This window comes from Nostoc sp. LEGE 06077 (genome assembly GCF_015207705.1).
Classification (GTDB): Bacteria; Cyanobacteriota; Cyanobacteriia; order Cyanobacteriales; family Nostocaceae; genus Nostoc_B.
Map to the genome: position 1 here is coordinate 57,858 of NZ_JADEWI010000027.1, position 25,481 is coordinate 83,338.

The following is a 25,481-nucleotide window of genomic DNA, read 5'->3' on the forward strand; positions in this document are numbered from 1 at the left end:
CCTTTTAACTTTACCTAAACATTAGCCTGTTGACGCTGATAAAGAGACCAATACAAACCCTTCTGCTGTAAAAGTTGAGTGTGAGTACCCCGTTCAGCAATTACACCCTTCTCCATCACAACAATTAAATCAGCCCGCTTGAGTGGTGCAAAGCGGTGAGCAATCAAAAACACCGTGCGATTTGCGGAAGCTCGTTGCAGGTTTTGCAGCACTTGTTGTTCTGTTTCACTATCTAAGGCACTCGTCGCCTCATCCAAAATTAAAATCGGAGCATCAGACAAAAACAACCGTGCCAAAGCAATCCGTTGTCGTTGTCCGCCAGACAAAGCCGTACCTCGCTCACCAACATTTGTCTCGTAACCATAAGGTAATTGACTAATAAAATCGTGGGCTACAGCCAATCTCGCCGCCTCTACTACCTGTTCAGCAGTAATATCTGGATTGCCCAAGGTAATATTTTCTAAAACTGAGCCATTAAACAAAAAGTCTTCTTGCAACACTACGCCAATTTGTTGTCGCAGTGATGCTAAATCAGCGCTCTTAATATCAAACCCATCAATTAAAATCCGCCCTGACTCAATTTGATACAAACGCTGCAACAACTTTGACACCGTACTTTTGCCCGAACCACTACGTCCGACTATCCCGACAAACTGCCCTGGTTGTACATCAAAAGTGATCCCACGTAACACAGGTTCAGTATGGCTTTGGTAACGGAAAAATACCTGCTCAAAAGTCACTTGCCCTTTTAATGTTGGTAAGACTAATCCTGTGCCTGGTTCCGCTTCTGGGGCAGTGTTGAGAATGTCACCAATTCTATCTACTGACAGTAATACTTGTTGCAGATTTTGCCATAGTTGTACCAACCGCAACAGTGGTTCTGTGACTCGCCCCGATAACATCTGAAAAGCTACCAACTGCCCAATAGTCAGTTTTTGGTCAATTACTAACTTCGCGCCCACCCAGAGAATCAATAATGTAGAAAAATTTGTGAGAAAGTCACCAATATTACTACTGATATTAGATGTCGTTGAGGCTTTGAAACTGGTACGGATAAATCGGGCAAATAAACCTTCCCAACGTTCCCGCGCTACGGGTTCAGCGGCATGGGCTTTGACAGAATGAATGCCTGTAATTGTCTCTACTAAAAATGATTGACTGTCGGCACTGCGGTTAAACGTTTCATTGAGCCAGTTGCGTAAAATTGGTGTGGCAAAAATTGTTAAAGTGGCAAACAACGGCAACACTGCCAAGGCGACAAAAGTTAAAGGGATGTTGTAGTAAAACATCAACACCAAATAGACAACGGCGAAGATGCTGTCAAGAATGACGGTTAAAGCTGTACCTGTGAGAAATTGCCGAATTTGTTCGAGTTCTTGGACACGGGCGACAGTATCACCCACCCGCCGAGATTCAAAATAAGCTAAGGGCAAGCGCATGAGATGACGGAATAGCTGTGCCGACAAGCTTAAATCCAAGCGTCTCGCAGTATGGGTAAAGATAAATAGGCGCAAAGTGCCAAGCACCGCCTCAAAGCAAGCAATTAACAATAAAGCGATCGCCATCACATCCAGGGTAGGCAAACTTTCTTGCACCATTACCTTATCGATCACGACCTGGGTAATGAGGGGCGTACCTAAGCCAAATAGTTGTAATGTGAAGGATGCCAGCAGGACTTCGCCTAATAATCCTTTATATTTCCAGACAGCCGGAACAAACCAACTGAGGTTAAATTTTTCTTGTTTGTTAATTAGTTCTACTTGCCAAAGTTGCCCATCCCAGGCAGCTTCGACAATTGATTGTGGGAGAATCTCACATATTTGCCCTAGATTTAGGGGGTTGGCAATAATTAAGCGTGAACCTTTGACGGCATAAACAACTACCCAACTGGCCTGGGGTTGAGTTTCGCTGCGCCATAACATCAAGGCCGGAAATGAAAGTTTTGGTAATTCGTCCCAACTAACTTGGAGTCGCCGCAATACTAGTCCAAGTTTTTCCGCAGCTTCGATAATGTGTTTAGAGTTTTGTCCCCGCAGTTGTCGTTGTACCCATTCGAGTTGAACCGGGTTATCTAGTTGTTGCGCCACCATTGTCAGGCAAGCGGCGGCAGTGTTGCTGTGGGCAATGAAGGGATAATTTGAGGTATCTGGAGTGCGGTTGAGTAATTCTTGTAGAGTTGGCGGCTGAGTTTCTGGGGGGCTAACGGTTGCTGCTGGTAGGGGCAGTTGTGATTCTGGGCTGGTTTGAGGTTGAGTATTGCTTGGTGCTGGTTCTGCTGGGGAACCGGAGAAAAATTGTTCAATTTCTGGAGTGCTAAATTCTGTCCACAGGGCGCTGTCCCAACAAGCGACGATGACTTCTTTGCTGGCAGCTACGGCTTTGCAGTCTGCGGCTATTCTGTAGAGATCGCCGAACCAGTCGCCAGTTTGCAAGGCTGCTAAGGCAAGACTATCTTGTTCTTGTCTGAGTCTGACTTTGCCTGAGACGATGTAGTATTGGTAGCCGCGTTTTTGCGTTGACCAGATTTTTTCTCCTAGTTGGTAGCGATGGATAATTACCTGATGACGCAATCTCGCTTGTTGTTCGCTACTTAGCCAACATAATGGCCCTTGATTCCACGGTATTTCTGCTATAGCGTTAATTTCTAAAGATTCGTTATCCAGAGGTGTTAACCCATTTGTAATTTCACTGTTAGCTTTTGAATTTTCTCTGCTAGCCATTTTTCAAATAACTCATTTTGTAATGCTTGTTGGAGTTGAGTATCTTCTACAGACGCTGGCAGAAATTGTTCTACGCGAAACAAACCATAACGTCCTTCTAGTTCTACTGGCCCTACTAATTGCCCAGAACTGGCAACATCAATTGCTGCCCGCAATGTGTCTGGCATGGTGCCACGGCTAATTGCTCCCATCATGCCGTTCATGATGCGATCTTCTGTTAGAGAATACTCTCTGGCTAGTTGTTCAAAGTTGCCTCCTTCTTCGATTTGAGTTCTGAGTTCTTCACAAAGTTCTTGGCTTTCAACAATAATCCGAGAAATAACAACACGATCTAAAAAAATTTTTCTTTCAATAAAATACTCAGGAATGCTAGTTTGCGTCACTACTGTTTTGAGTTTTTCTAATTTGAAACCCAAGGTAATGGATGAATGGAATGTTTCATAATCTGTACCATTTGCTTGTAACCATTCTTGAAAAGTTTGTGGTTGAGTTAGTTGATTTTTTAACCGAAAGTCAATAACTGCTTGTTCTGTTAAAGCTGGGTTGATATCTAAATCATCTCTAGTTTGGATTTCTTGCTCAATCACGTACTGGCGAAGAATATCACCAATAAACTGTGATAATTTGCCAGAAGCTTGCAGATATTTTACTGCCTGTGTGATTGAGAGTGGATGATCATTTATTGACAGAAATGATAAAGATTCCATGAATTAACTCAAGAAAAAAAGCTAAAATTTCATAATTGACGGCTACCTGAACTGTGCCAGGAGTCAGCATAGGTAATTATGGCAACTACATTTCTATGGTGTTACCTAAAAATATGTTTAAATTTGGCTAGATAACTAGTACAGGTTGGTGTAAATAAACAGACAACACTTCGACTACTTTGGCTACTTTCGACTTCGCCCTTCGGCTACGCTCCGGACAAGCTCAAGGCAAGTCGCTCAGTACAAGTACGCTCAGTGATAATCTGAAATTGCTAAAAGGCTTGTGGGAACACTATTATTTACCTTTTCCTTTTGCTTTTTTCCTTGTTGTACTAGCCGATCGCAGTTGTCCACAACCAACCAAGGAGAATGGCAGCGATCGCCCCGATTAATGTATTTAAAATATTGACTAGTTCATTCGTCAGCCAAGTATATTTAGTTTGCAGTGTAGCTCCAATGACACTTTCGAGATTGGTAGCAATAAAAGCTGCTAAGATACACCACAAAATCCCCAGTAAGTCTATCAATCCTACAGCCCAACCAACACAGGCGATCGCAATTGATGCCACTACACCCGCTAATGTGCCTTCTAAACTAACTGCACCTTCTGTACCTCGCGGTACTGGTTGTAGTGTAGTAATCAAAAATGTCCTTTTACCGTAAGCTTTCCCGACTTCACTGGCTGATGTGTCAGATAGCTTAGTGCTAAAACTCGCTACATAACCCAACAACAGCAAGGACACAGGATGGGGAACTAGAGACTGGGAATAAGTTACTATCAATCCAGAATTGATAATCCCTACACCCAAAGCACATAATGCTGCGGTTAACGCCGAACCCCAAACATTTTCCGGGCCTCTTGCACCAGAACGCTTTTCGGCTATACCTTGCGCTTCTTTTTCTGCCATCCCAATGCGCGTCACTCCTGAACCCACCAGGAAATAAAACGCCACTACCAGATATCCCTGCCAACCTAAAGTACCCCAAACTATTACACCCAGTATCCAGGCGTGGAATAACCCCGCTGGGGTGAGCAGCTTTTTGGGAGCAATCCAAACTAAAGCCAATAAAATGGCGTTTAATCCTACTCCCACTAACCAGGGATTGGCAGAGTCAAGTAAAGGTAACATTAGCAGTGAATCACAAGTAATGTTGTCATTGGCAGCATATCAACAGAATAACCAATTTTAGACCTTGGGTGTTACCTCTCATTCTTTAATTTTAGAAGTGCATAGATTCTCTTACTTTTACTAGTGGTGAGAGAAAAAACAGGCAAGACAAAGAACAAATTTTTTAGCTGGAAGAAGTCAGGAGTAAGACGAATAATTTCTGTTGTTAATTTTTAGTTTTGTAGCTCATGAAGTTAGAAACTGCTGTAAATATCGCTATCAGCATATAAGTGACAGGAAGATAAAACTGTGTTGCACTTAACCACAAACAAGTTTTCAGAGCATAAATTGTAGATAGCAACTACAAAAAATACCTGTTATGAGTCAACCTATATTTCATTTGGCTTTTCCGGTGAGTGATATCCAACAGACAAAAGCCTATTATGTCGATGGCTTGGGCTGTATTCCTGGCCGGGAAAACCCTCAAGCGCTGATTCTCAATCTTTACGGGCATCAGTTGGTAGCACATACTACCAAAGAACCTTTAACTAAACAACGTACTATCTACCCAAGGCACTTTGGGTTAATTTTTACTCAGGAGAGTGACTGGGAAAGCTTGTTAAGTAAAGCGCAAAAGCACGAACTGTTATTTCGGGAAGAAGCTAAAGACCGCTTTGTTGGTTCTCCTTTAGAGCATCGGACTTTCTTTTTAGAAGATCCCTTTTATAACTTGCTGGAATTTAAATATTACCGCTACCCAGAGGCGATTTTTGGGAGTTATGAGTATACCCAAATTGGCGATCGCGGTTAATATTTCGCATAGGTTCGGCTAAGGCTGTGGCAACTGCGGCTAAACTCCTAGAATCAGTTAACATCCAAGGGTGTGATGCTGCGGGGATAATTACTTCTGTACCTATGGGCATTTGCGAACTTTTCGCTGGCACAATCATCAAATCGTAAGGTGTCCAAATCGAGGTAAAGTTCAATTGCTTTAACATCACAACGTCAGAATTTAAATCCTTGAGGAAATTACTTTGAGTACGCATTTGTAAACAGCCAGGCCGCCAAGAACCATAAGCCACAATTGTTCCATTATGAGGCGATGAGATGGTGATCAATCTTTGCACGCGCTCAATTCCGCCCAGTCGTTGGACATAATAACGGCTGACAATTCCGCCCATGCTGAAACCAACTATATCTATTGTTTGTTCTGGTGCAAAGGTCGCGGCAATATAATCAGCTACTTGCTGTGCCAATATATCCAGACCAACATCGCCATTATTTGGTACTAGATTGAGAGCATACACAGACCAACCCTTGTCTTGTAAAAAATTTTGCATCTTGCGGAAGACTGCTTCCGTATCACTAATGCCGTGGATTAATAAGACGGGGTTGTACTGCTGATTAATGGTGTTCATTACCTGATTGCCTAGTATGAGTCTGTCAAAAATCTAGCTAAGTTAGCTTGCCATCTGGGAATGAGCTATGACACTCACATCATTGGCTTGGATCTAAATATTTGCTTCACAGTTATTTATATATTTACCCAAGGTAAGATATTAATTTTTATTAAGCTAACTTTCATAATCTTGCTTATAGTTACAGTAAAATTTAATAATGAGTCTTGATATATACGGGCTGCAAGTGCCTGAAAAATCAAAGACATTTGCTCTGTAGTCTTACTCCAGTGTTGCTCAAACACTAAACTATAAAGCTAGTCAAAGTAATAGTACGGCGCAAAAAAATGTAGCATTAAGCTGCAATTTTTAACATTACGGTCAGATTTACAGAATTATAGAAGGCAGGAGAAATTCTAATGTTCGGTTTTATCAAAAATTTAATTGGTGGGATTTTAGGCTTTTTCACAGGGTTGTTGGGTGGCAAAAAGAAAAAAAATGGTGGCTACTACCTCCAATTAGATGAGAATGGTGCAGAAGTAACTCCAGCACCAGCACCTAAAGCTGCACCAGCAGGAACCTCTAACGGTACAAAAGCCACAGCAAAAGCGCCTGAGCCAGCAAAAAAACCTGCACCTACGGCTAAAGCAGCCAAAGTAGAATCATCCAAAAATGGCAAAGCTGCACCAACTGAACCAGCAAAAGCTCCCGCAGTGGTGGCGGTGAAGAAAGAACCAACCGAAAAAACATTTGCACCCAAATATTTAACACCTGCTGCTACCAATGGTCGCCGCCGTCCAGGAGCAAATATGAGTTCTTTCTTAGATATGGCCAGTCAAGTTAAAACTCCTAACCAAGCTTAGTGATTTAATTCTCCTGGTGAGCGATCGCCAAGCATTTATTAAATACCAATCCACTGTACAACTGAAAAGCCGCATCCCAATTTGTTGGTTCTCGGCGAAACAAGTTGATATTGGTTGTGATATTGCTTAACATTTCTGTTTGATCTAAAACTGTCTCCGCAAAAGGTGTGAAATCTGACCAAAGCTTCACTTGTGCCAGATGCTGCTCTAGCCAGTTGAGTACTTGATTCCAGTTGATTCTGATAGTATTTTGACTAGCTTGGGCAGCAATTTCTACACCTTGTTGGAAATCATAACTTTGATCAGACAGTCGCAAAATGCAACGTCGCTCAGGTATGTGTAAGTCACAAAACTGAGCATAATCTTGAGTTTGAGTTTTCCGTTCTAGCTTGTGACGCGCATCAAGATCAACCACTTCCTCAAAAATTGGCAATAGTCCAATTACTCTTGCTTGAACTTCTGACCAACTAAAAGTTAAAGAACCAAGTTGATTGGTTTGATTGCGACAAGTAACACTAGTTTGTGAACCAGATTCCGCAAAATATTCAACTTGATAAACTTGTATTTGTTGAACTGCGGCGATTGTTGTCCAAAAACAAGGAATTCCCGCTGCTTTTAGCTGTTCACCATAGAATTTCAACACTCCCACTTGTCCAGAGCGGTAAACTTTCCAACTCCGACTGGGTATAACGAGCCTCGCTGTATAAGGGTCTAGCTGCATAATTTGAGCAAATTTAGCGATAACTGTAGACTTTTGTTCATTATTTAGTGGTTCTAAAACGAGTACTCCTGGCTCACTACTACTAGGTTCGGCTGTGGCTTTAGCAATGGCGCGTTGTCTTTCTTCTTGTTCAGCTTCTTGGAGACGTTGCAAACCTTGACGTGTTTGGGTAACTATTTTGGTGTTGGTGGTACTCTGCAACAACTGGCGATAAATCTTCTCCGCATCCTGTCGCTTATTAGATACCTCATAAAGCCTAGCAACATAAAATTGCACCCAAGGATTATCAGGTGATTCCTTTAACAGTTGTTGGAGTAATTTCACAGCTGTGTGATAATCTTTACGGTCAAAAGCGATCGCAACACGCTCAATCATAGTTTATGTACCTGCATCTCCACGTTTGATTTTTGACGCGGCTTATGATCATTTATACTTCATACGCTGCGGTAACTAAGGATAAAGCTACGATAGGTGCAGTAACAGCGCGGAGGATACGACGACCGAGGGATACAGGTTGAAAGCCAGAGGCGATCGCATTTTCAACCTCTTGTTCTGTCCATCCGCCTTCGGGGCCTGTCGCAATAATTAGTTCTTGCTCATTTGCTCTTGTTTCTTGGTTTGGTAAGCAATTGAGTAAATGAGGATAATTACCTCGCGCCTCACAGATATACTGCTGACTATTGACTATTGACTCTTGACAATTGAGTTTTGACGTAAAAGCCACTGGTTCTAAAATCGTCGGGACAAAAGCGCGCTCTGATTGTTCAGCGGCTTCCGCGGCGATGCGTCGCCAACGTTCGAGTTTTTGGGGACTAGGATGAAGCAGAGTGCGATCGCTCATCACCGGAGCAATACAAGTTACACCAATTTCCGTACAGCAGCGGACAACTTCATCAAAGCCATTGCCTTTGGGCAAAGCTACTATCAACGTAATTGCTATAGGTAATTCTGTCTCTACGGAAAGTGATTCTAAAACCTGGGCTTGTTCCCCTGTTAGCTGCGCCAACCACCATTTACCCATACCATCCATCGCAATAAAGCGATCGCCCTCACGCAAACGCAAGACCCGCCCCAGATAATGTATTTGTTGGGATGTAAGTAAAATTTGGTCTTGTTGAAATTGGGAAGGAGCGATCGCAATTCGTTGTAGTTGAGCCATGCTAAATTATTTGTGACCAGAGGAAATCGGCAACAATGTTTTTGCCTTTACTAAACAATATTTGCACCAGACACTGGTTTTTTCCCATCTTCAGCCGCATTCAACTTAATTTGCTTAATTTCCACCTTCAGCCCGTTTTCTGGACGTAACGTAATTGAAGGCTGGGGAACAATTGGATATTCTGGCACTAAATCTATTTGGAAGTTTTGAGCAATAGTTGCCAATAACAAAGCCGCTTCCATCTGAGCGAAACCTTTACCAATACAAATTCTTGGCCCATCACCAAAAGGAATATACACTCCTTTAGGTAGTTGTTTTTCCAACTCCTCTGTCCAGCGTTCTGGTTGAAAAACTTCGGGGTTCTCAAAATATTTTGGATGGCGGTGCATTACCCATTGGCTAATCATGATTGATGTACCTTGGGGAATTTCGTAATCACCAATCTTCGTATCTACTGCGGCTTCCCTTCCCATCAGAGATACAGGAGGATATAAGCGCATCGATTCTTTGATTACTTGCTGTGTATAAACTAACTTTCCTAAGTCTTCGAGAGTTGGTAACTTTCCTTGCAGGACTTGATAAAGTTCTGATTGTAATTTTTCCCGGACTTGGGGATTTTGTGACAAAAGCATCCACGTCCAAGATAAAGTATTGGCGGTAGTTTCATGTCCTGCCAACATTAAGGTAGCGACTTCATCCCGCAGCAGTTTATCATCCATCTGCTGACCTGTTTGTTCGTCTTTTGCTTCCATTAACATCGTCAATAAATCATTAGTTTTTTCCTGGCTATGGCGACGTTGTTGAATCAGTTTGTAAATAGCTTCATCCATTTGGGCAATAGCCTGACGATAACTGATGTTTTCTGGTCTAGGAAACCACTCCCATACGAGAAAATTTTGCTTGCGCTTACTTTCAAACCAGTTCATTGCTACATCTAGTGCATGAGCAACCACCTTTGCTTCTCCTGCATCCACCTCAGCACTAAATATGCACTTCATCACAATTTCTAACGTCAAATGCATCATATCTGCATGAATATCATGGGTTTCACCATCACTCCAACGTTGCAACATTTGGTTGGTGTAATCCACCATGATTTGGCTATAGCTATTAATCCGTTTTTGGTGAAATACTGGTTGAGCCAGACGACGCTGCCAAAACCAAGATTCGCCTTCTGCTGTTAATAAACCTTCTCCTAAAAGAGTTTTTAAACTACGTAAGCCCCGGCTTTTAATAAAATCAGTGCGATTTTTGAGAACTTCTTCTATATATTCAGGGTTAGTGACTAAACAAGCAGGTGTTAACCCCAACTGCAAGGGAACAATATCACCATAATCACGACAACGGCTGAGAAATCCTAACGGATCTTGCCCCAGTTGCTGGAGATGACCAACAATAGAATTAACTGGCGGTGCTGATAACTCAAATACATCTTGAGACATAGGAAAAATCCTTGAGGTTTGTATCTCCTCAAGAAGAGTAATTCACTATTAATATAAAAATCTTCAATATACAGAGGGATTTAAGTATGTCGGTAGAAATAAAAGCTTTGTCATTTGATTGATGGAAATCTTAAACTTCTGATCCTCTCTGCACCTGGAGCGACTCTGCATGAAACAATTAATTCACGAAGCCAAACTAACAACAGAATTATTAGTCAATTTGCCATCTTCCATATAGACAATGCGATCGGCAATATCCAGAATTCGATTATCGTGAGTTACAAGTAAGATAGTGCAGCCTTGTTCTTTAGCTAATGTCTGCATCAAATTGACGACATCTCGTCCCGATTTACTATCTAAAGCCGCCGTGGGTTCGTCAGCCAGAACGATTTGCGGATTGTTGACTAAAGCCCGCGCGATCGCCACCCGTTGTTTTTGTCCCCCAGATAAATCATCAGGATAATAATTCAGTCGATGTCCTAAGCCAACTAAGTCCAACATTTGTGCCGAACGCTCTAGCATCTGTTTCACTGACAAATTATTATGTAGTTCCAAAGCCATCCTGACGTTTTGGATAGCTGTCAAACTATTATGCAAATTATGTGCTTGAAATATATAGCCATTGTGTCTGCGTGCTAAGGTCAATTCTGCTGCATTAGCACCACAAAGTTCTTGTTTTAAAACTTGCAAACTTCCACCAACTTGAGCCGATCGCAGTCCGCCAATTAAAGTGAGTAAGGTAGTTTTACCAGAACCAGAAGGCCCTGTCATAATCACAATTTCGCCAGTATTTATTTCTAAGGTAACATCAAACAAAACTTGTTTTTGTAATTGACCTTTACCAAAGTAATGGTTGAGATTCTGAATAGAAATGACAGCTTCTTTAGTCATCATATTAAATAGCGGTCAAGAATTGGGTACACAAAGATTGATAAAAATGAGGGTAAAAAGTAGTATTTTTACTCAGCAGTTTTCTTAAAACATATCAGCAGGGTCAGCAGATTGGAGTTTACCAGTGGCGATCGCTCCCGAAATTCCACACATCACAATGGTTAAAATCAATACTATCACTGCTCTAGATGATGTCATCATAATAGGTAAGGCAGTGGCAGTGGCAGCTAATTGATAAAGTCCAATGGGTAAAATAAACCCAGGGATAAAGCCTAAAAATGCCAAAATAATTGCTTCTTCAAAAACTACAGTGAGTAAGTATTGATTACGGTATCCCATTGCTTTGAAGGTAGCATATTCTTTGAGATGACTGTTGACATCAGTGGAAAGTACTTGATAAACAATCACCACACCGACAACAAAAGCCATCCCTGTTCCCAAGCCAAAAATAAATCCAATGGGACTTTCTTTTTGCCAGTAACTCTCTTCAAAGGTGATATATTCGGCATGAGTAAAAACTCTCACATCATTGGGAAGATAAGCGGCTAATTCCCTAGCTATCTGCTGGGAATCATATCCAGGTTTGAGCTTGATTAATCCTAGGTTGACGCTGGCGGCTTCTCGTCGCGGGAAAAAATGTAAAAAGGTTTGGTCACTGCCGATTAAAATTCCATCAGCACCAAAGGATGCGCCTAATGTAAATAAGCCACTAATAGTCACGGTACGGCGCTCGATTTCTGTGGTGACAGTTTTTCCTTGCTCAACTTGGGCGATCGCTTGTTGATAATTTCCTCTAGAATTGCGATCAAACAAAACTCTATCTGGAATTTTGACTTTATTTAATTGTTGATTCACTTCCGGCAAATTCAACGCAGGCTGTTCTGGTGAAAAACCGATCACCTGCATAGATGTATCTTTGCGCGTTTCTGGATGTTTCCAAGTAATTGTGTTGGAATAAAACGCTTGGGTGATTTGAACTCCGGGAATATCTTTGGCTTGATATAAACGTCGGCGGGCAAATGTCCCTAAATTTTGCGTATTTCGCGCTTGGGGACTAACTAACACAATATCTGCATTTAAGCTGCGGCTGAGTTTTGTATTGCTATCGTATAAAGCACTTTGAAAACCCATCTGCATAAACATCAGCACATCAGCAAAAGCAATCCCTGATAATGCTACGAGAAGCCGCCCTTTTTCTTTACTCAGTTGCAGCCATCCCAGGGGTGTCCGCCGTTGAAATTGCTCGATAAATGCAATCATTGTTCGATTTCGGCTGTAATTTGCAAGTTGGTAAATTTAGCAGCTTTTTTACTGGATGCAGCATCTAAAGCGATATGCACTTCCACAACTCTGCCATCAATATTGGTGCTAGGGTCGGTGTTGACAACATTTTGCCGTTTAACTTGAGAATCAATACGTTCTACTTTTCCCAGTAGTTCACCGGGGATAGAATCACTGCTGACACGCACTTTTTGTCCGAGTTTGACTTTACTAATATCGCTTTGATAAACTTCGGCAACTGCATACATCTGCTGAGTTTGCCCAATTTCCACAATCCCATCAGTCCCAACCACTTCGCCCGCGTGGGTATGAATTTCGAGAATTTCCCCATTCATTGGCGATCGCACATAAGCTTGATCAAGTTCGGCTTTGGCTTGTTTCATCGCCGCAACAGCCCGATCAATTTCTGCTTGGTTTTGTTTGACATCCACCGGACGGACTTCAGCAATGCGCTCTAAGTTAGCTTTGGCTTGATTGAGTTGTGCTGGACTAGTTGATTGAATCCGTTCTAATATTGCTTGTGCTTCTTGTAAACTTTTTTGTGCGGTATCTAAAGCTAACTGTCTGCTGTCTCGATCAGCCGCTGAGATTGCGCCCTGTTCATACAAAGATTGATAGCGGTTGTACTGTCTCAAGGCATTTGTTTGCTCTGAGGTTAACCGCGCGACAGTTGCGGCTTGAGCATCAATATCACCTAAGCGCTGTGCTTCCAGACGCGCTATTTCCGCACGTTGGGCGTTGATTTCGCCCGTTTTTGCCCCAGCTTTGGTAATTGCCATTTTGGCTTGGGCAACTTTCACATCTTCCTGGGCTTGCTGATAGGCTGCAAACAGGCGATCGCGGCTATCCAAAATCGCAATCACTTGTCCTATCTTGACGCGATCGCCTTGTTTCACTAGCAATTGATCTACTCGATTACCGTTATTTGCTGTCGGTGCTGACAACTTAATGATTTCTCCTTGGGGTTCTAACCGTCCCAAGGCTGTCACTGTAGTGATTTGCGGTGAACTGATAGCGGTGTTTTGATTCTCTAATTGTTGCTTTGATGGCGATCGTGACAGTACATAAGCAGAAGCTCCACTCACAACAATAAGTGCAGTAGCAACTACCCCAACCCATTGGCGAACTTTAGCGGAAGAAGCTGTGGCTGGTAAGTTTTGCAGCATTTAGCAAGCTCCTCGAATTTATCCCAATTTTAAAAACTAAACTGTTTTGTTTCGTCTGTACAACTAAACTAAACGAAACAGTTTTGTATTGTCAAGGGTATACTGGAAATTAGGTGAATTACTAAAAAAACTCACGCAAAAAAACACTCTGTTAAGACTGGGTGTAGGAGCATAAATCAATACGGTTCAGTTAACGTTTTAATCTTCTGAAGATCCCCCTAACCCCCTTAAAAAGGGGGCTAAAAACTCTTTATTACCCCCTTTTTAAGGGGGTCGCCGTAGGCGGGGGGATCTTAACTGAACCGTATTGGGTTATAAGGGTGTATGAGTTTTGCTCATCTACAAACCCTGTAAACCCTAGATTTTTCTCGCTGCGTGAGTATTATCAGGTATTCGCTAGTCTGTTTGCAGCCATTAAGCAATGAAATCCAAAAGTGTTGAGCGCGATTTATCTCCAGAAAAGACGAAGGCTATTTTAGATGGCGCAATGCAAGAGTTTTTAGAAAACGGCTATGCTGCTGCCAGAATTGATAAAATTGCCGTAGCGGCGGGTGTTTCTAAAGCCACAATTTATCGGCGCTTTCCTGATAAAGAGAGTTTATTTATCGAACTTGTACAGCAATTAGCTTGCGAAAAAGAGCTTTTTAATCCGAATCATCTGCTATCGGCTCAAGGTGATGTAGCTTCATTCTTAAAATCCTTTGCCAATATGATGCTAACCCATGTTGCAGATGATCCCCAAAGCCTGACATTCTTGCGGATTATTATCGGTGAATCAGGACGCTTTCCAGAATTAGCACAAGCATTTGTACGGAACATTGAAAAACCCATGCTGCAAGCCATGACGCATTATCTAGGTTCTCACCCAGAACTAGAACTACCAGACCCAGAAGTTGCAGCAAGAGCCTTCATGGGAACACTGATTCATTTTGTTCTACTGCGAGATGTGTTGCACGGTGGTGATATTGTACCCATTGACCGCGATCGCCTAGTTGATCAGCTAGTTAAATTAATTATTAAATAAACACTACAACAGCTAATGAAATTTTTCTGTTAATCACGCATCAAGTCTTGAAGTGAAGCAAGGGTTGTGTGAAAATTGGGGTCTTTGGCATCTGAGGAATTGAGACATGGCGCGTCTAGCACTGCTGAGTGTATCTAACAAAACTGGTTTAATTGACCTAGCCCGTAGCTTGGTGGAAGAATTTGGCTTTGATATCATCAGCAGTGGAGGAACAGCCAAAGCCCTCAAGGATGCGGGAATACCTGTCACCAAGGTTTCTGATTACACAGGTTCACCAGAGATTTTAGGTGGACGGGTGAAAACTCTACATCCACGCATTCATGGCGGGATTTTGGCTAGGCGGGATGTCGCTAGTGATTTGACAGATTTAGAAAATAACCAAATTCGCCCGATTGATTTGGTGGTGGTGAATTTATATCCGTTTGAGTCTACGATCGCTAAACCAGGGGTGACTTTGGCGGAAGCTGTGGAACAAATTGATATTGGTGGCCCGGCAATGTTACGGGCATCATCCAAGAATTTTGCTCATTTGACGGTATTATGTGACCCAGCCCAGTATGATGAATATCTGCAAGAGCTACGGCAAAATAACGGAGTAGCTTCCTTAGAATTTCGCCAAAAGGCAGCTTTGAAAGGATTTTTACACACAGCGAGTTATGATCAGGCGATCGCCTCTTATCTTGCAGGTACACAACAACATACAGTCAGCGGTACTGAGTTACAATCTCTGCGTTATGGCGAGAACCCCCATCAACCCGCCGCTTGGTATCAAACTGGTGCTACACCCACAGGATGGGCAGCAGCGAAGAAATTGCAAGGCAAGGAACTCAGTTACAATAACTTAGTGGATTTAGAAGCCGCCCGACGCATTATTGCCGAGTTTCCCGACACGCCAGCCGCGACAATTATTAAACATACCAATCCCTGCGGTACGGCATTGGGAAATACCATTGTTGAAGCTTATCAAAAAGCTTTTAATGCTGATTCGACTTCGGCTTTTGGGGGAATTGTCGCCCTGAACCGTCCGATTGATGCAGCTACAGCCAGCGAGTTAACTAAAACCTTTTTAGAATGTGTGGTTGCGCCTGACTGTGATGCAGAAGCACAAAAAATCCTAGCTAAGAAAACCAATGTGCGGGTTTTGACATTAGCCGATTTGAGTAGCGGCCCGAAAACTTTAGTCAAACAAATTGCCGGTGGTTTCTTAGTACAAGCTGCGGATGATATTTTGGCTGATACAAGTAAATGGCAAGTTGTCACAGAACGCCAGCCTACAGCCGATGAATTAGCCGAATTACTATTTGCGTGGAAAGTCTGCAAACACGTTAAATCTAATGCCATTGTAGTCACAAGCGATCGCACTACTCTAGGTGTAGGTGCTGGGCAAATGAACCGCGTTGGTTCCGCGAAAATCGCTCTCGAACAAGCTGGAGATAAAGCTCAAGGCGCAACTCTCGCCAGTGACGGATTTTTCCCCTTTGATGATACTATCAAAGCCGCCGCCGCTGCTGGGATTACTGCCATTGTCCAACCAGGCGGTAGTTTGCGCGACCAAGATTCCATCAAAGCGGCTAATGAATTAGGTTTGGTGATGGTTTTGACAGGAGTACGTCACTTTTTACACTAATGAGGATTGATGCACAAAGGTTATTTGTGGAGACTGGGTGTAAGGGTGTAATCTTACACCCAACCTCAACCAAATATCTTGGGTGCTAATTCAAGCCTGATAGTGCAGTTGTCAAAGTGTCACTAATAAAACTTGCTCTTATCTAACCATAGTGTTATTCTCTAGTTGTGTGAGGAGCAAGTTGAAATTAAAAAGCGTCTGGGGTGGAAACACGGCAACACTCCCGGACGCTTTTTAGTTTTTATCATTTTTGAATACTGTGAATAAGATTGGCAATGACTGCTGCTAATTCTGCTGGTTCGATAGGCTTGGTAAGATGTCGCTGAAAGCCTGCGGAGATAATTTTTTGGGAGTTAGCCTCGCCAGCAAAAGCAGTTAAAGCGATCGCAGGTAATATACTGGCGGAAATTGTCGTTCTTACCTGCTCTATCAGCATATAACCATCCATTGTCGGCATACCAATATCACTTAAGAGTAAATCTGGTTGGGTTTGAGCGATCGCTTGTAGTGCGTCTTGGGCTGAGTTTACTGCTTGGACTGTTGCCCCATAATGTTCGAGAATAAAAGTTAGTAAATTCAAAGTATCAACATCATCATCCACGATGACTATTTGGACACCTTGAAGATTTGGCGCATTTTCCATTAAAGGATATTCTGTCAATGTTTCCGTAGTCGCAGGCATTAAAGGTAACTGGACTGTAAAGGTTGCACCTAAGTTTTCTCCAGGACTTGTGACTTGCACAGAACCACCATGAAGTTCCACAAGATGACGGACAATTGCTAATCCTAGCCCTAGTCCACCAAACTTTCTGGTTGTAACATCATCGGCTTGGCGGAAACGGTCAAAAACATAAGGGAGAAACTCTGGACTAATACCTTTACCTGTATCAATAACTTGAATTTGGGCAAAATTCTCAACTTTGTCTAGGCGTAATTCTACCCAGCCACCCTCTGGTGTAAACTTAACCGCATTTGTGAGTAGGTTTCCAACTATTTGCTGTAAGCGGTTGGTGTCGCCTTCTACTTTGAGCTTACCAATAGCCAACTCAGTGTGTAGGTGAATTGATTTGCTTTCAGCGGCTAGATGCACAGTTTCTAGTGCGGCCTCGATGGGAAGCACTAAGTCAACCGCAGAGATATTCAAGCTGAGTTTACCACGCAAAATCCGCGAAACATCGAGTAAATCTTCAATTAACCGCGCTTGTAATTTGGCGTTGCGTTCAATGGTTTCTAAAGCTTGGGTGGTCTTGGCTGCATCTAATTTACGACTCTTGAGCAGTTTTGCCCAACCGAGAATGGGATTAAGTGGCGATCGCAGTTCATGAGAGACAATTGCTAAAAAGTCGTCTTTCATCCGATTAGCTCTTTCCAGTTCTATTCTCGCGGCTCGTTCTCGTTCTAATGCTTGCGCCCGTTCCTGTTCAGCTTGTTTACGCTCAGTTAAATCTAGAATAAAGCACACCCACCGAAAAGGATTGCGGGCTAATAAGGTCGCACCTAATAAAATTGGCACACGGGAGCCATCCTTGCGGATATATTCTTTCTCAAATGGAGTGCAGACACCGGAGACAAATACTTCCTGCACCTTAGCTTGATCAAGTTCACTATATTCTGGTGGAGTTATGTCTTGCCAACATAAACCGCCTGCTAATAAATCTGCTTGGGTATAACCAAGCATCTGTAAAAAGGCATCATTAGCAAAGGTAATTTTGTCGGGTTCGGCTTCAATAATGCCGATAATACTTGATTCTAATAGCTGTCGCAGTCGGGATTCACTTTGTCTTAGTGCTTCTTCGGCTTGTTTGCGATCGCTAATATCAACATTAACTCCTACCATTCGTAAAGGTTTACCTTCGCGATCGTAGTAAACTTTGGCTCTAGCATGAAGCCAATGAATGCTCCCATCTCGCCAAACTACACGAAAGTCGGTAAAAAACTCACCTGTTTTTAAGGAATTAGCTATATATGCATCTGCTGTGGCTAAATCGTCGGGATGAACCAAATTTTTCCAGTCTTCGTAAGTTCCCCCAAACTCCCCAGGTTGTAAACCGTAGATTGCTTCTAATTCTTTTGACCAAATATTAACGTTAGTTGAGATATTCCATTCAAAACTGCCAATCTTACCAACAACTTGGGCTAAATCTAACCATTCTTGCTTTTGCCGCAATGCTTCTTCACTTTGCTTGCGCTCAGTTATATCCAGGAAAGCACCGATTACACCTCTGATAGTGCCTAAATGATCGTGCAAAGGTGCAGCTTTACCATAAATAAATTGCACATCACCTTCATCAAAAACAAATTCAAATTCTCCCTCCATCTCTTGACCAGTCAAACCAGCTTGCTGCATTGGTAATTCGTTGAGGGGAACATCTTGACCATTTCTTTGAATTTTAAATGGGAAAGTATATTCTCCACTAGCCGGAGTTGCTGTCATCACCGAGCCTGGTTGTAAGCGCATTAATTTATAAGCACTACGGTTGACTGTCATTTGATGACATTGGGGATCGTGAGCAATCCAAACGGCGGCGGGGACTGTTTCCATGATAGTTTCCAGTTCTTCAGCCCGTGTTTTGGCCATTGCTTCACTTTGGCGCAATTTCTCTTCAGCTTGTTTGCGTTCGGTAATGTCTACATTAACTGCTACTGCATAAATAATTGCTCCGGTTTCATCGCGGATGGGTATTGCTGAATTGAGAATGGTTTTGCGTTTTCCATCAAAGCTTTCAATATCAATTTCTTCCCCAATTACTGTCTCACCAGTAGCTAAAACCCGACCAAGTGTCCATTCCTCTGCTGCAATGGGTTTGCCTGTATCAGCCCACCATCCTTTATATTCATGGTATTGGCTAGGATCATCCAAAAATGGTGCTTCTTCACCCCAAATCGCGTTAACAGCGGGATTAATTTCGATAAATTTGCCCTTAGCATCAGAGATGACTACTCCTACAGGCAGAATATCTAGCATGGCACGTAGCAGTTGACTTTCGCGATCGCGCTTTGCTTGTTCTTCAGCCAGAATTGTCTCGGAATGCTTACGTTGACTAATATCCGTCAGCATAGCCACCATCCCAGCAAATTTGCCTTGCTCATTCAGGATGGAGTTAATCGAAACAATTACCCATAGTTCAGATGCGTCTTGGCGACGTAAACGCACTTCAAATTGTCGTTTAGTTTCCGGGTGCTGTTGCTGATTTTCCCCTAGCCATTGCTGAATTTCGCTTTGAGCATCATATTCTAAAAAATCCAGAATGGAGCGATCGCTCATCTGCTCTACACTATAACCAAGCATTTGGGCTAACTGAGAATTGACATATTCTGTCTGTCCGTCTTGGTCAAATACCCAGATACCTTCATAGGCTGTCTCCAACAGACTGCGATAGCTCACTTTGAGCTTTGCCAGCTTGGCATCAGATATTTGTTTAGCAGTATGTAATTCTGAATTTAAAGAACTAATTAATAGGGCGATTAAGCTAAAAATAATTAGTTGAAGTGCATCAGTCCAGGTATTGGGTATTAAAGAGTAAATAGGCGGAATGAAGAAGTAGTTATTGACTAAAACCGCCAAGACTGTAGCCAATAAGCCAGGTGCTAATCCCCCATACCAACTACTCAAGACTACAGCCGCAAAAAAAAGTGACGAGACTTCTAGTTTTAACAGGTTATCCAGCGTTAAGCCTAGTAGCAGCGCAGTTAACACGGAGAAAATAGAAACACAGTAACGCTGCAAATGGGAGCGCTGGATTTTTGACATACTGCATTAATCCTTGGCAGTAACCTGTCTTAAAGACATAAAATGTTGGTTAATGGTGGGCAAGCACCCTGAGTTATATCTTATCTAAATATCTAAATTGAATGCGTATCAGCTCAATAAAACAAGCCTTATATCAAGACTTCATAAACTGTTACATAATATACTTGCCATTTGAAAAAACAAGTGATAACTTCTAGTTGTGTGTGAGGAGCAAGTTGAAACTAAAAAGCACCGAGAGTGGAAACACGGCAACACTCTTAGGTGCTTTTTAATTTGGGTAGAAACTATAACATACTTTGTGCAATGAGTAAAACTGTCACACAATAGATTTACTAATTCAAAAAACAAATGCTATTTTATATTTGTGTGTGAGGAGCAAGTTGAAAAGAAAGGGCGCATGGGGTGGAAACACGGCAACACTCCCAGGCGCTTTTTCATTGGTAGGTTCTGTAATTCTTAACCCAGCTTGCTTAAAACAAAAGCCACCAAAAATCCCAAGACGACAATTAGCCCAGCAAAATCATGGGCTTGTTCAAAAGCTTCAGGAATCATCGTGTCTGAAATCATCGCCAAAATCGCACCAGCGGCTACAGCCGTAGTTGCAGCAATAATTTCTTGAGAAAGGTGGCTAAATACAGCGTAACCAACAAGCGCGGCTATGCCGGAAATTAAGGCAATTCCGCCCCATACACCAAAGATATAAGCAGTGGAACGCCTTGCTTTTTTCATCCCAGCAGCACTAGAAAGTCCTTCGGGAACATTGGAGAGAAAAACAGCCGCCACCGTTACCCAACTCACAACTCCGCCGCCAATCATACTGACACCAATCACAATAGATTCGGGGATACCGTCGAGTAAAGCACCAACGGCGATCGCCACTCCACTCCCACTGTTTTCTTCCTCTGATGCTTGCTGTTCACCTGAACGTTTGCGATGCTTTGCGCCTTGATGGGAAAGCAACCAGTTTGCAGCTGTATAGACAACTGCACCACTAACAAATCCAATGGCGGTTGAGTCAAAGCCACCACGTCGATAAGCTTCATCCATCAGTTCAAATGCTAGTGCCGAAATTAACACTCCAGCACCAAAAGCCATAACTGCGGCGATCGCTCGTTGGGGGATTTTGGCGTAGTAACCTATTGCTGAACCCAGTAGCAACGCTGAACCACCAACTAAACCCCAGAAACCTGCTTGTAACCAAAGTGGAAACATCAGAACCCCATACTCTTTCTAGTCCTGAAATTGGGAATTATGTTACTCAGCCACAAAAGTCCACTCCAGCACTTTAATAGGAGCTTTTTGCAGTGCTTGGATTAATTGAGATGGACTTTTAAATTTGACTTGGGATAATTCACAAGCTTCGATATTGACTGTAAATTTTTCATCTTCAAACGGCCAAGGTTGGACAGTCACTAAGGAATCGCTGCGTTGCATAATGTCATAACGTTGATCATCAGGCCCCTGGCTAATTTCTAAAAATCGTTCATCAGCCGGGAGTTCTTGCTGACAGAGAATTAGTGACAGGCGATCGCACCATTGCATAAATGCGTAAGCTGCATCTAATTCATCTTCTTCAATCCCCAACTCTTTACGCCAATGTTCCTGCTCTTGAGCCTGTTCGTCTAAAAATTTGTCTAATTCTGGCGACTTACCACGTTTAGACTCATTTATCCGACACAGATGTTTAGAAATTAGTAGTGTTACCCACCGTCCACGATAGTGGGCGTTTTTAATCAAATTTGCCAACTTATCGACATCAATTTCTGGATTCAACATAAAATCCATTGGTGCGCCAGCTTCTGTGAGGTTATCTTCTTCCCATTCTTTTTCTAAATCATCATGATGAGAAATTGCAGCGAGTGTTTCATATAACCTTGGTGGGGCATTTTTCCGCCGCCACTGTCCTGCTAATTGTGCAGCAAGTAAAGCATGGGCGCGATGATAAATAACTTCCCAACCATTTTGTGTAGGCTTAACAATCACAAACCAATCGTCCTTGAATAGTGTTGAGTTACAAAAGCAGAAAAAACTTATTTCTTTTGACAATAAATTGAGCCAGGGAAGAAACTCCCACTGACTCAAGTCATGATATTGAGGTTTGATAAGGAATTAAGAGAAGAGAAAAGAAAAGTTAGTTAGTTTTGCTTTCTAGAGGGTTAGCAACATATTTGAAAGCAGGCTCAGAATTCCACGGGCCGCGCTCATCGTGACCATTACCATCACTTGACAGATTGTAGTAAATATTCACCGTTTCATCAGGCTGAATATTACCAAAGAATGGATCTGTTAATTTACCCAGTGAATCGAGAGCCTTCATAAACATCTGGGTATGAGAAATTTCTCTGGTTAACAGATGCACTAAAGTGTTTTTTGTACCTTGATCTGTAGCTAATTTAATTAGCTCTTCGTAAGTTTGGCGAGCGCCAGCTTCAGCTGCGATATTAGCTCGCAAATCACGAACTACATCGCCACCTTCATTGATATAGCTGGCTGTCCAAGAATTTCCTTGGCTATCTAAAAAGTGGGGGCCTATACCGCGAACAGCAAACAAAGTACTTTTATAAGCTTCTGTTTGATCTGTATTCTTAGTATGACTTTCGATGAGTTTACCAACCATCTCTAAATGACCGAATTCTTCAATGGCAATATCTTGCAGCATATCCCGAATTCCAGCATTTTCCACATGGAAAGATTGCACCCAATATTGCAGAGCCGCTGTTAATTCTCCAGTTGCTCCGCCAAACTGCTCAAGTAGTAACTGAGCAAACCGCGGATTAGGTTCATTAATATTTACAGAATGAATGGGTTCTTTTTTATGGAAAAACATGAAATGCCTCTTCGATTATTTTCAACAAAAAATAGCAGACAATAAATTTATTGCCTTGGCAGTTTATAGTTGGTCAACTGCTTTTCGAGATAATTTTGGATACTGCCAAGAATATAATTAGTGTGTTGTTTAGGGAAAAACCAGCTTTCTACAGTAGGCACATTATGGTTTCAAGTAATCAAAAACCATGCTTTAAGCTTGTAAAGAGTGTTATTAGGAAAACTCCCCAAACACACTCTGAATTTAATAATGGTTTATTCACAACCGTTTAAACACTACTGCTTCTTCGCAGCAGTCCCCACAAGTAAATAGCAATAATCGCCCCAATGACTGCGATAAATAACCCTGGTAGACTAAAACTCGTGGCAGTTAATTGCACAGTACCTGATTGCAATAATGAATATAAACTACCGCCAATAAAAGCACCGATAATTCCTAAAATCATTGTCGAAAGAATTCCGCCGCCTTGATAACCAGGATAAATGGCTTTGGCGATCGCACCAGCTAAAAGACCTAATATTATCCAAGCAATAATATTCATAACGACCTCGAAAATCTCATCTGTATTCAGATTAGCAATATCAATTTCTTGGCGTTTCTTCCAGATGAGGTAATTTTTGAAGTCGAAAGATAGATAGGAGTTTCTCTACCAATTTAGAGATAAAACTATTTAGATGTATGGAGTATCAGTCTTTTGCGAAAAAATTACTGAATATTGATATATTTTCGGATAAATATTAGTTATCTAATCTATATTTATTACCCTAATAAGGTGATCACCTAACTGGAAGGTTACTCATATAAGTAGTGGCTAAATTTGCTGCGATTAAAAACCAAATTTAGGTAAGGCTTAATTGGCATTCATATTCAGTATATTATTTCCTGGCTTCCCTAAAAAAAATGGCTACATCTCTATACTCATAACTTTATTACGGCTCTCAAAATTGGAGAAGAATAATCATCTATAGCTCTGGCTTAGGATTTACACAGTGATACCAAAATCAAATGTTGAGATATATCTGGGTGAGCTAAACTTTTACATCTTGACTAACTCCTGAATTTTTCCCGAATCATGGCCAGTCTGGTGTTAAATTGCACGAGAGAATTGTTTATCTTGTTCTTGATTATGAGCATCAAAAACAACAGCAATGTTTCTTACCAATAATCTGCCGATGTCGGTAATTTGAATGTGATGGGCAGATAATTTAATCAGTCCATCTGCTGCTAATGGTTGTAATGCTTCTAGTTCTTGGGAGAAATATTGATCAAAGTTGATATGATACTTCTCAGAAATATCTTTTTTGTACAATTGAAAGTGGGACATAATGCACATAATGACATCTCGGCGAATAATGTCATCTTGCGTTAATTTGACACCTTTGCTTACAGGCAAGACATTGTTAGCAACGGCCTGATAATAATCATTTAATTGCTTATGGTTTTGGACGTAGGCATCGTTTAACATACTGATAGAAGTGGCACCAAAACCAAACAAATCTGTGCCAGCGTGGGTAGTATAACCTTGAAAATTGCGTTGGAGGGTACGATTTCGTTGGGCGATCGCTAATTCATCGTTAGGTTTAGCAAAGTGATCCATCCCAATAAATAAGTACTCACTATTGGTTAATTCCTCAATGGTCATTTCCAAAATTTCCAACTTTTCCTGCGGTTTAGGTAACGCCTCTGGAGGTATATTTTTTTGCGCTGGTTTTAACCAAGGGACATAAGCAAAGTTAAACACCACAATTCGGTCAGGATCTAAGGTAACGGTCTTTTTGATTGTCTCTCGAAATGTCTGGAGAGTTTGATAAGGTAAACCATAAATTAAATCCACATTTACACTGTCAAACTTGGCTGCTTTAATCCAGTCCATGACATTGAATAATAATTCTTCTGGCTGAATGCGGTTGACAGCTACTTGAACTTCGTTATTAAAGTCTTGGATACCAAAACTAACGCGATTAAATCCGAGTTCCCGCAGAAAGAAAATATACTCTTTATCCACGTAGCGGGGACTAATTTCAATGGAAATTTCGGCTTGGGGGTCAAACTCAAAGTGTTGTGTAATTTTTTTCCAGAGAAATTCTACTTGCTCTAAGTCTAAGTAATTTGGGGTACCACCACCCCAGTGCATTTGCAATACTTTTCTATCTGGAGAAATCAAGGTAGACATATTCTTGATTTCTTGAGCTAAATGTTCTAGATAAGGTTTGGCAATATTCTTGTTGTTGGAAATTACTGTATTACAGCCACAGAAATAACAAGCACTTTGACAGAAAGGAATGTGGAAATAAAATGATAACGGAGATTTTCTTTGATTGGAAGCTGCGATCGCACTATGAAAATCAGCCGCTGTAAATGCTTCGCTTAACTCTGTCGCAGGTGGATAGCTGGTGTACCTTGGTGCTGCTGTATCGTACTTTTTGATCAAATCCAAATCAAATTTGACACCAGGTGATATGAATACCATCAAAACCTCCAATGTGTTGGGTAGACTGTATTTCAAACTCTCAAATCACCACTAGTTTGAAAATCAGTCTGAGTAGTTGGTTGTATAGCAATCTGATTTAATTGCTGAATTACTTGTATAGATGGGGAATGGGAAATAAAGGTCTACCTAAGCTTTGCAAAAATCAAATAGCAGTCCTGTATCGTTATGAGAAGTGGCAACTTGTTGATTTCGTTCACAGCCAACAAATTGCCCATATATTTTCTATGTGCTATTGCAAAGCAGCAGAAATATTTATGCTGAGTAAGATATAGCGTTTCCGACTCTGGTGAGGTACAAAATTACCC

Annotated in this window: 20 protein-coding genes; 4 read left to right on the forward strand and 16 right to left on the reverse strand. The window is 41.8% G+C overall.

Annotated features, from left to right (window positions below; translation table 11 throughout):
• Nucleotides 1–14: 14 nt before the first annotated feature.
• From IQ244_RS17815 to IQ244_RS17825, 3 genes are all read right to left on the reverse strand, one after another.
• Nucleotides 15–2,720: a type I secretion system permease/ATPase gene (locus IQ244_RS17815; protein ID WP_193896432.1), complete on the reverse strand. Its 2,706-nt coding sequence runs from the start codon at nucleotides 2,718–2,720 to the stop codon at nucleotides 15–17.
• Complete coding sequence (locus IQ244_RS17820) at nucleotides 2,669–3,427, reverse strand: peptidylprolyl isomerase (protein WP_193896434.1); 759 nt, start codon at nucleotides 3,425–3,427, stop codon at nucleotides 2,669–2,671. Before IQ244_RS17820 ends, IQ244_RS17815 begins: the two co-directional genes overlap by 52 nt.
• 332 nt (nucleotides 3,428–3,759) lie before the next feature.
• A complete protein-coding gene (locus IQ244_RS17825) occupies nucleotides 3,760–4,557 on the reverse strand; it encodes a TIGR00297 family protein (protein ID WP_193896436.1) in 798 nt (265 codons plus the stop codon).
• A gap of 358 nt (nucleotides 4,558–4,915) precedes the next feature.
• On the opposite strand from IQ244_RS17825, the gene IQ244_RS17830 reads away from it, so the two are divergent.
• Nucleotides 4,916–5,347 carry a VOC family protein gene (locus tag IQ244_RS17830; protein ID WP_193896438.1) on the forward strand — a complete coding sequence of 144 codons (432 nt, stop codon included), beginning with the start codon at nucleotides 4,916–4,918 and terminating at the stop codon, nucleotides 5,345–5,347.
• On the opposite strand, the gene IQ244_RS17835 is transcribed toward IQ244_RS17830, so the two are convergent.
• A complete protein-coding gene (locus IQ244_RS17835) occupies nucleotides 5,277–5,954 on the reverse strand; it encodes an esterase/lipase family protein (protein WP_193896440.1) in 678 nt (225 codons plus the stop codon). The two genes, IQ244_RS17830 and IQ244_RS17835, sit on opposite strands and share 71 nt — an antisense overlap.
• A gap of 398 nt (nucleotides 5,955–6,352) precedes the next feature.
• Between IQ244_RS17835 and IQ244_RS17840 the strand changes: the two genes are divergently transcribed.
• On the forward strand, nucleotides 6,353–6,796 hold the full coding sequence (locus tag IQ244_RS17840) for a hypothetical protein (RefSeq protein ID WP_193896442.1): 444 nt from the start codon (nucleotides 6,353–6,355) through the stop codon (nucleotides 6,794–6,796).
• Nucleotides 6,797–6,800: 4 nt separating this feature from the next.
• Here IQ244_RS17840 and IQ244_RS17845 read toward each other — a convergent pair whose 3' ends face one another.
• From IQ244_RS17845 to IQ244_RS17870, 6 genes are all read right to left on the reverse strand, one after another.
• Nucleotides 6,801–7,892, reverse strand: a complete 1,092-nt coding sequence (locus IQ244_RS17845; protein ID WP_193896444.1) for a tetratricopeptide repeat protein — start codon at nucleotides 7,890–7,892, stop codon at nucleotides 6,801–6,803.
• 52 nt (nucleotides 7,893–7,944) lie between these two features.
• Entirely contained in the window at nucleotides 7,945–8,676 is a 732-nt protein-coding gene (locus IQ244_RS17850; protein ID WP_193896446.1) for a 16S rRNA (uracil(1498)-N(3))-methyltransferase, read from the reverse strand.
• Between the two features lie 50 nt (nucleotides 8,677–8,726).
• Nucleotides 8,727–10,118, reverse strand: a complete 1,392-nt coding sequence (locus IQ244_RS17855; RefSeq protein WP_193896448.1) for a cytochrome P450 — start codon at nucleotides 10,116–10,118, stop codon at nucleotides 8,727–8,729.
• Nucleotides 10,119–10,301: 183 nt separating this feature from the next.
• A complete protein-coding gene (locus IQ244_RS17860) occupies nucleotides 10,302–11,009 on the reverse strand; it encodes a DevA family ABC transporter ATP-binding protein (RefSeq protein ID WP_193896472.1) in 708 nt (235 codons plus the stop codon).
• An 84-nt stretch (nucleotides 11,010–11,093) separates the two neighbouring features.
• On the reverse strand, nucleotides 11,094–12,269 hold the full coding sequence (devC, locus tag IQ244_RS17865) for an ABC transporter permease DevC (RefSeq protein WP_193896450.1): 1,176 nt from the start codon (nucleotides 12,267–12,269) through the stop codon (nucleotides 11,094–11,096).
• Nucleotides 12,266–13,456, reverse strand: a complete 1,191-nt coding sequence (locus tag IQ244_RS17870; protein ID WP_193896452.1) for an ABC exporter membrane fusion protein — start codon at nucleotides 13,454–13,456, stop codon at nucleotides 12,266–12,268. Before IQ244_RS17870 ends, devC begins: the two co-directional genes overlap by 4 nt.
• Before the next feature lie 421 nt (nucleotides 13,457–13,877).
• Here IQ244_RS17870 and IQ244_RS17875 point away from each other — a divergent pair, with 421 nt between their 5' ends.
• On the forward strand, nucleotides 13,878–14,480 hold the full coding sequence (locus IQ244_RS17875) for a TetR/AcrR family transcriptional regulator (protein ID WP_193896454.1): 603 nt from the start codon (nucleotides 13,878–13,880) through the stop codon (nucleotides 14,478–14,480).
• A gap of 106 nt (nucleotides 14,481–14,586) precedes the next feature.
• Nucleotides 14,587–16,107 carry a bifunctional phosphoribosylaminoimidazolecarboxamide formyltransferase/IMP cyclohydrolase gene (gene purH, locus IQ244_RS17880; RefSeq protein WP_193896456.1) on the forward strand — a complete coding sequence of 507 codons (1,521 nt, stop codon included), beginning with the start codon at nucleotides 14,587–14,589 and terminating at the stop codon, nucleotides 16,105–16,107.
• 244 nt (nucleotides 16,108–16,351) lie between these two features.
• On the opposite strand, the gene IQ244_RS17885 is transcribed toward purH, so the two are convergent.
• The 6 genes from IQ244_RS17885 to hemN form a co-directional block, all read right to left on the reverse strand.
• Nucleotides 16,352–19,858, reverse strand: coding sequence for a PAS domain S-box protein (locus IQ244_RS17885; protein WP_193896458.1), 3,507 nt, complete (start codon nucleotides 19,856–19,858; stop codon nucleotides 16,352–16,354).
• A gap of 456 nt (nucleotides 19,859–20,314) precedes the next feature.
• The gene (locus IQ244_RS17890; RefSeq protein WP_193896460.1) at nucleotides 20,315–21,070 is read right to left on the reverse strand and encodes a ZIP family metal transporter; all 756 of its coding nucleotides are present in this window, start codon (nucleotides 21,068–21,070) and stop codon (nucleotides 20,315–20,317) included.
• Between the two features lie 42 nt (nucleotides 21,071–21,112).
• The gene (locus tag IQ244_RS17895; protein WP_193896462.1) at nucleotides 21,113–21,841 is read right to left on the reverse strand and encodes a DUF3891 family protein; all 729 of its coding nucleotides are present in this window, start codon (nucleotides 21,839–21,841) and stop codon (nucleotides 21,113–21,115) included.
• A 148-nt stretch (nucleotides 21,842–21,989) separates the two neighbouring features.
• Entirely contained in the window at nucleotides 21,990–22,685 is a 696-nt protein-coding gene (locus tag IQ244_RS17900) for a manganese catalase family protein (protein WP_193896464.1), read from the reverse strand.
• 268 nt (nucleotides 22,686–22,953) lie between these two features.
• Nucleotides 22,954–23,226 carry a GlsB/YeaQ/YmgE family stress response membrane protein gene (locus IQ244_RS17905; protein WP_193896466.1) on the reverse strand — a complete coding sequence of 91 codons (273 nt, stop codon included), beginning with the start codon at nucleotides 23,224–23,226 and terminating at the stop codon, nucleotides 22,954–22,956.
• Between the two features lie 546 nt (nucleotides 23,227–23,772).
• Nucleotides 23,773–25,155, reverse strand: a complete 1,383-nt coding sequence (gene hemN, locus IQ244_RS17910) for an oxygen-independent coproporphyrinogen III oxidase (RefSeq protein ID WP_193896468.1) — start codon at nucleotides 25,153–25,155, stop codon at nucleotides 23,773–23,775.
• Nucleotides 25,156–25,481 lie beyond the last annotated feature (326 nt).

Bases quoted from the DNA above. Each gene is read 5' to 3' on its own strand.
- IQ244_RS17870 (WP_193896452.1), bottom strand. From the start codon at position 13,456: ATGCTGCAAAACTTACCAGCCACAGCTTCTTCCGCTAAAGTTCGCCAA.
- IQ244_RS17905 (WP_193896466.1), bottom strand. From the start codon at position 23,226: ATGAATATTATTGCTTGGATAATATTAGGTCTTTTAGCTGGTGCGATC.
- IQ244_RS17845 (WP_193896444.1), bottom strand. From the start codon at position 7,892: ATGATTGAGCGTGTTGCGATCGCTTTTGACCGTAAAGATTATCACACA.
- IQ244_RS17850 (WP_193896446.1), bottom strand. From the start codon at position 8,676: ATGGCTCAACTACAACGAATTGCGATCGCTCCTTCCCAATTTCAACAA.
- IQ244_RS17835 (WP_193896440.1), bottom strand. From the start codon at position 5,954: ATGAACACCATTAATCAGCAGTACAACCCCGTCTTATTAATCCACGGC.
- IQ244_RS17830 (WP_193896438.1), top strand. From the start codon at position 4,916: ATGAGTCAACCTATATTTCATTTGGCTTTTCCGGTGAGTGATATCCAA.
- purH (WP_193896456.1), top strand. From the start codon at position 14,587: ATGGCGCGTCTAGCACTGCTGAGTGTATCTAACAAAACTGGTTTAATT.
- IQ244_RS17855 (WP_193896448.1), bottom strand. From the start codon at position 10,118: ATGTCTCAAGATGTATTTGAGTTATCAGCACCGCCAGTTAATTCTATT.
- IQ244_RS17885 (WP_193896458.1), bottom strand. From the start codon at position 19,858: ATGTCAAAAATCCAGCGCTCCCATTTGCAGCGTTACTGTGTTTCTATT.
- IQ244_RS17815 (WP_193896432.1), bottom strand. From the start codon at position 2,720: ATGGCTAGCAGAGAAAATTCAAAAGCTAACAGTGAAATTACAAATGGG.
- IQ244_RS17860 (WP_193896472.1), bottom strand. From the start codon at position 11,009: ATGACTAAAGAAGCTGTCATTTCTATTCAGAATCTCAACCATTACTTT.
- IQ244_RS17875 (WP_193896454.1), top strand. From the start codon at position 13,878: ATGAAATCCAAAAGTGTTGAGCGCGATTTATCTCCAGAAAAGACGAAG.
- IQ244_RS17900 (WP_193896464.1), bottom strand. From the start codon at position 22,685: ATGTTTTTCCATAAAAAAGAACCCATTCATTCTGTAAATATTAATGAA.
- IQ244_RS17820 (WP_193896434.1), bottom strand. From the start codon at position 3,427: ATGGAATCTTTATCATTTCTGTCAATAAATGATCATCCACTCTCAATC.
- hemN (WP_193896468.1), bottom strand. From the start codon at position 25,155: ATGGTATTCATATCACCTGGTGTCAAATTTGATTTGGATTTGATCAAA.
- IQ244_RS17890 (WP_193896460.1), bottom strand. From the start codon at position 21,070: ATGTTTCCACTTTGGTTACAAGCAGGTTTCTGGGGTTTAGTTGGTGGT.
- IQ244_RS17840 (WP_193896442.1), top strand. From the start codon at position 6,353: ATGTTCGGTTTTATCAAAAATTTAATTGGTGGGATTTTAGGCTTTTTC.
- devC (WP_193896450.1), bottom strand. From the start codon at position 12,269: ATGATTGCATTTATCGAGCAATTTCAACGGCGGACACCCCTGGGATGG.
- IQ244_RS17825 (WP_193896436.1), bottom strand. From the start codon at position 4,557: ATGTTACCTTTACTTGACTCTGCCAATCCCTGGTTAGTGGGAGTAGGA.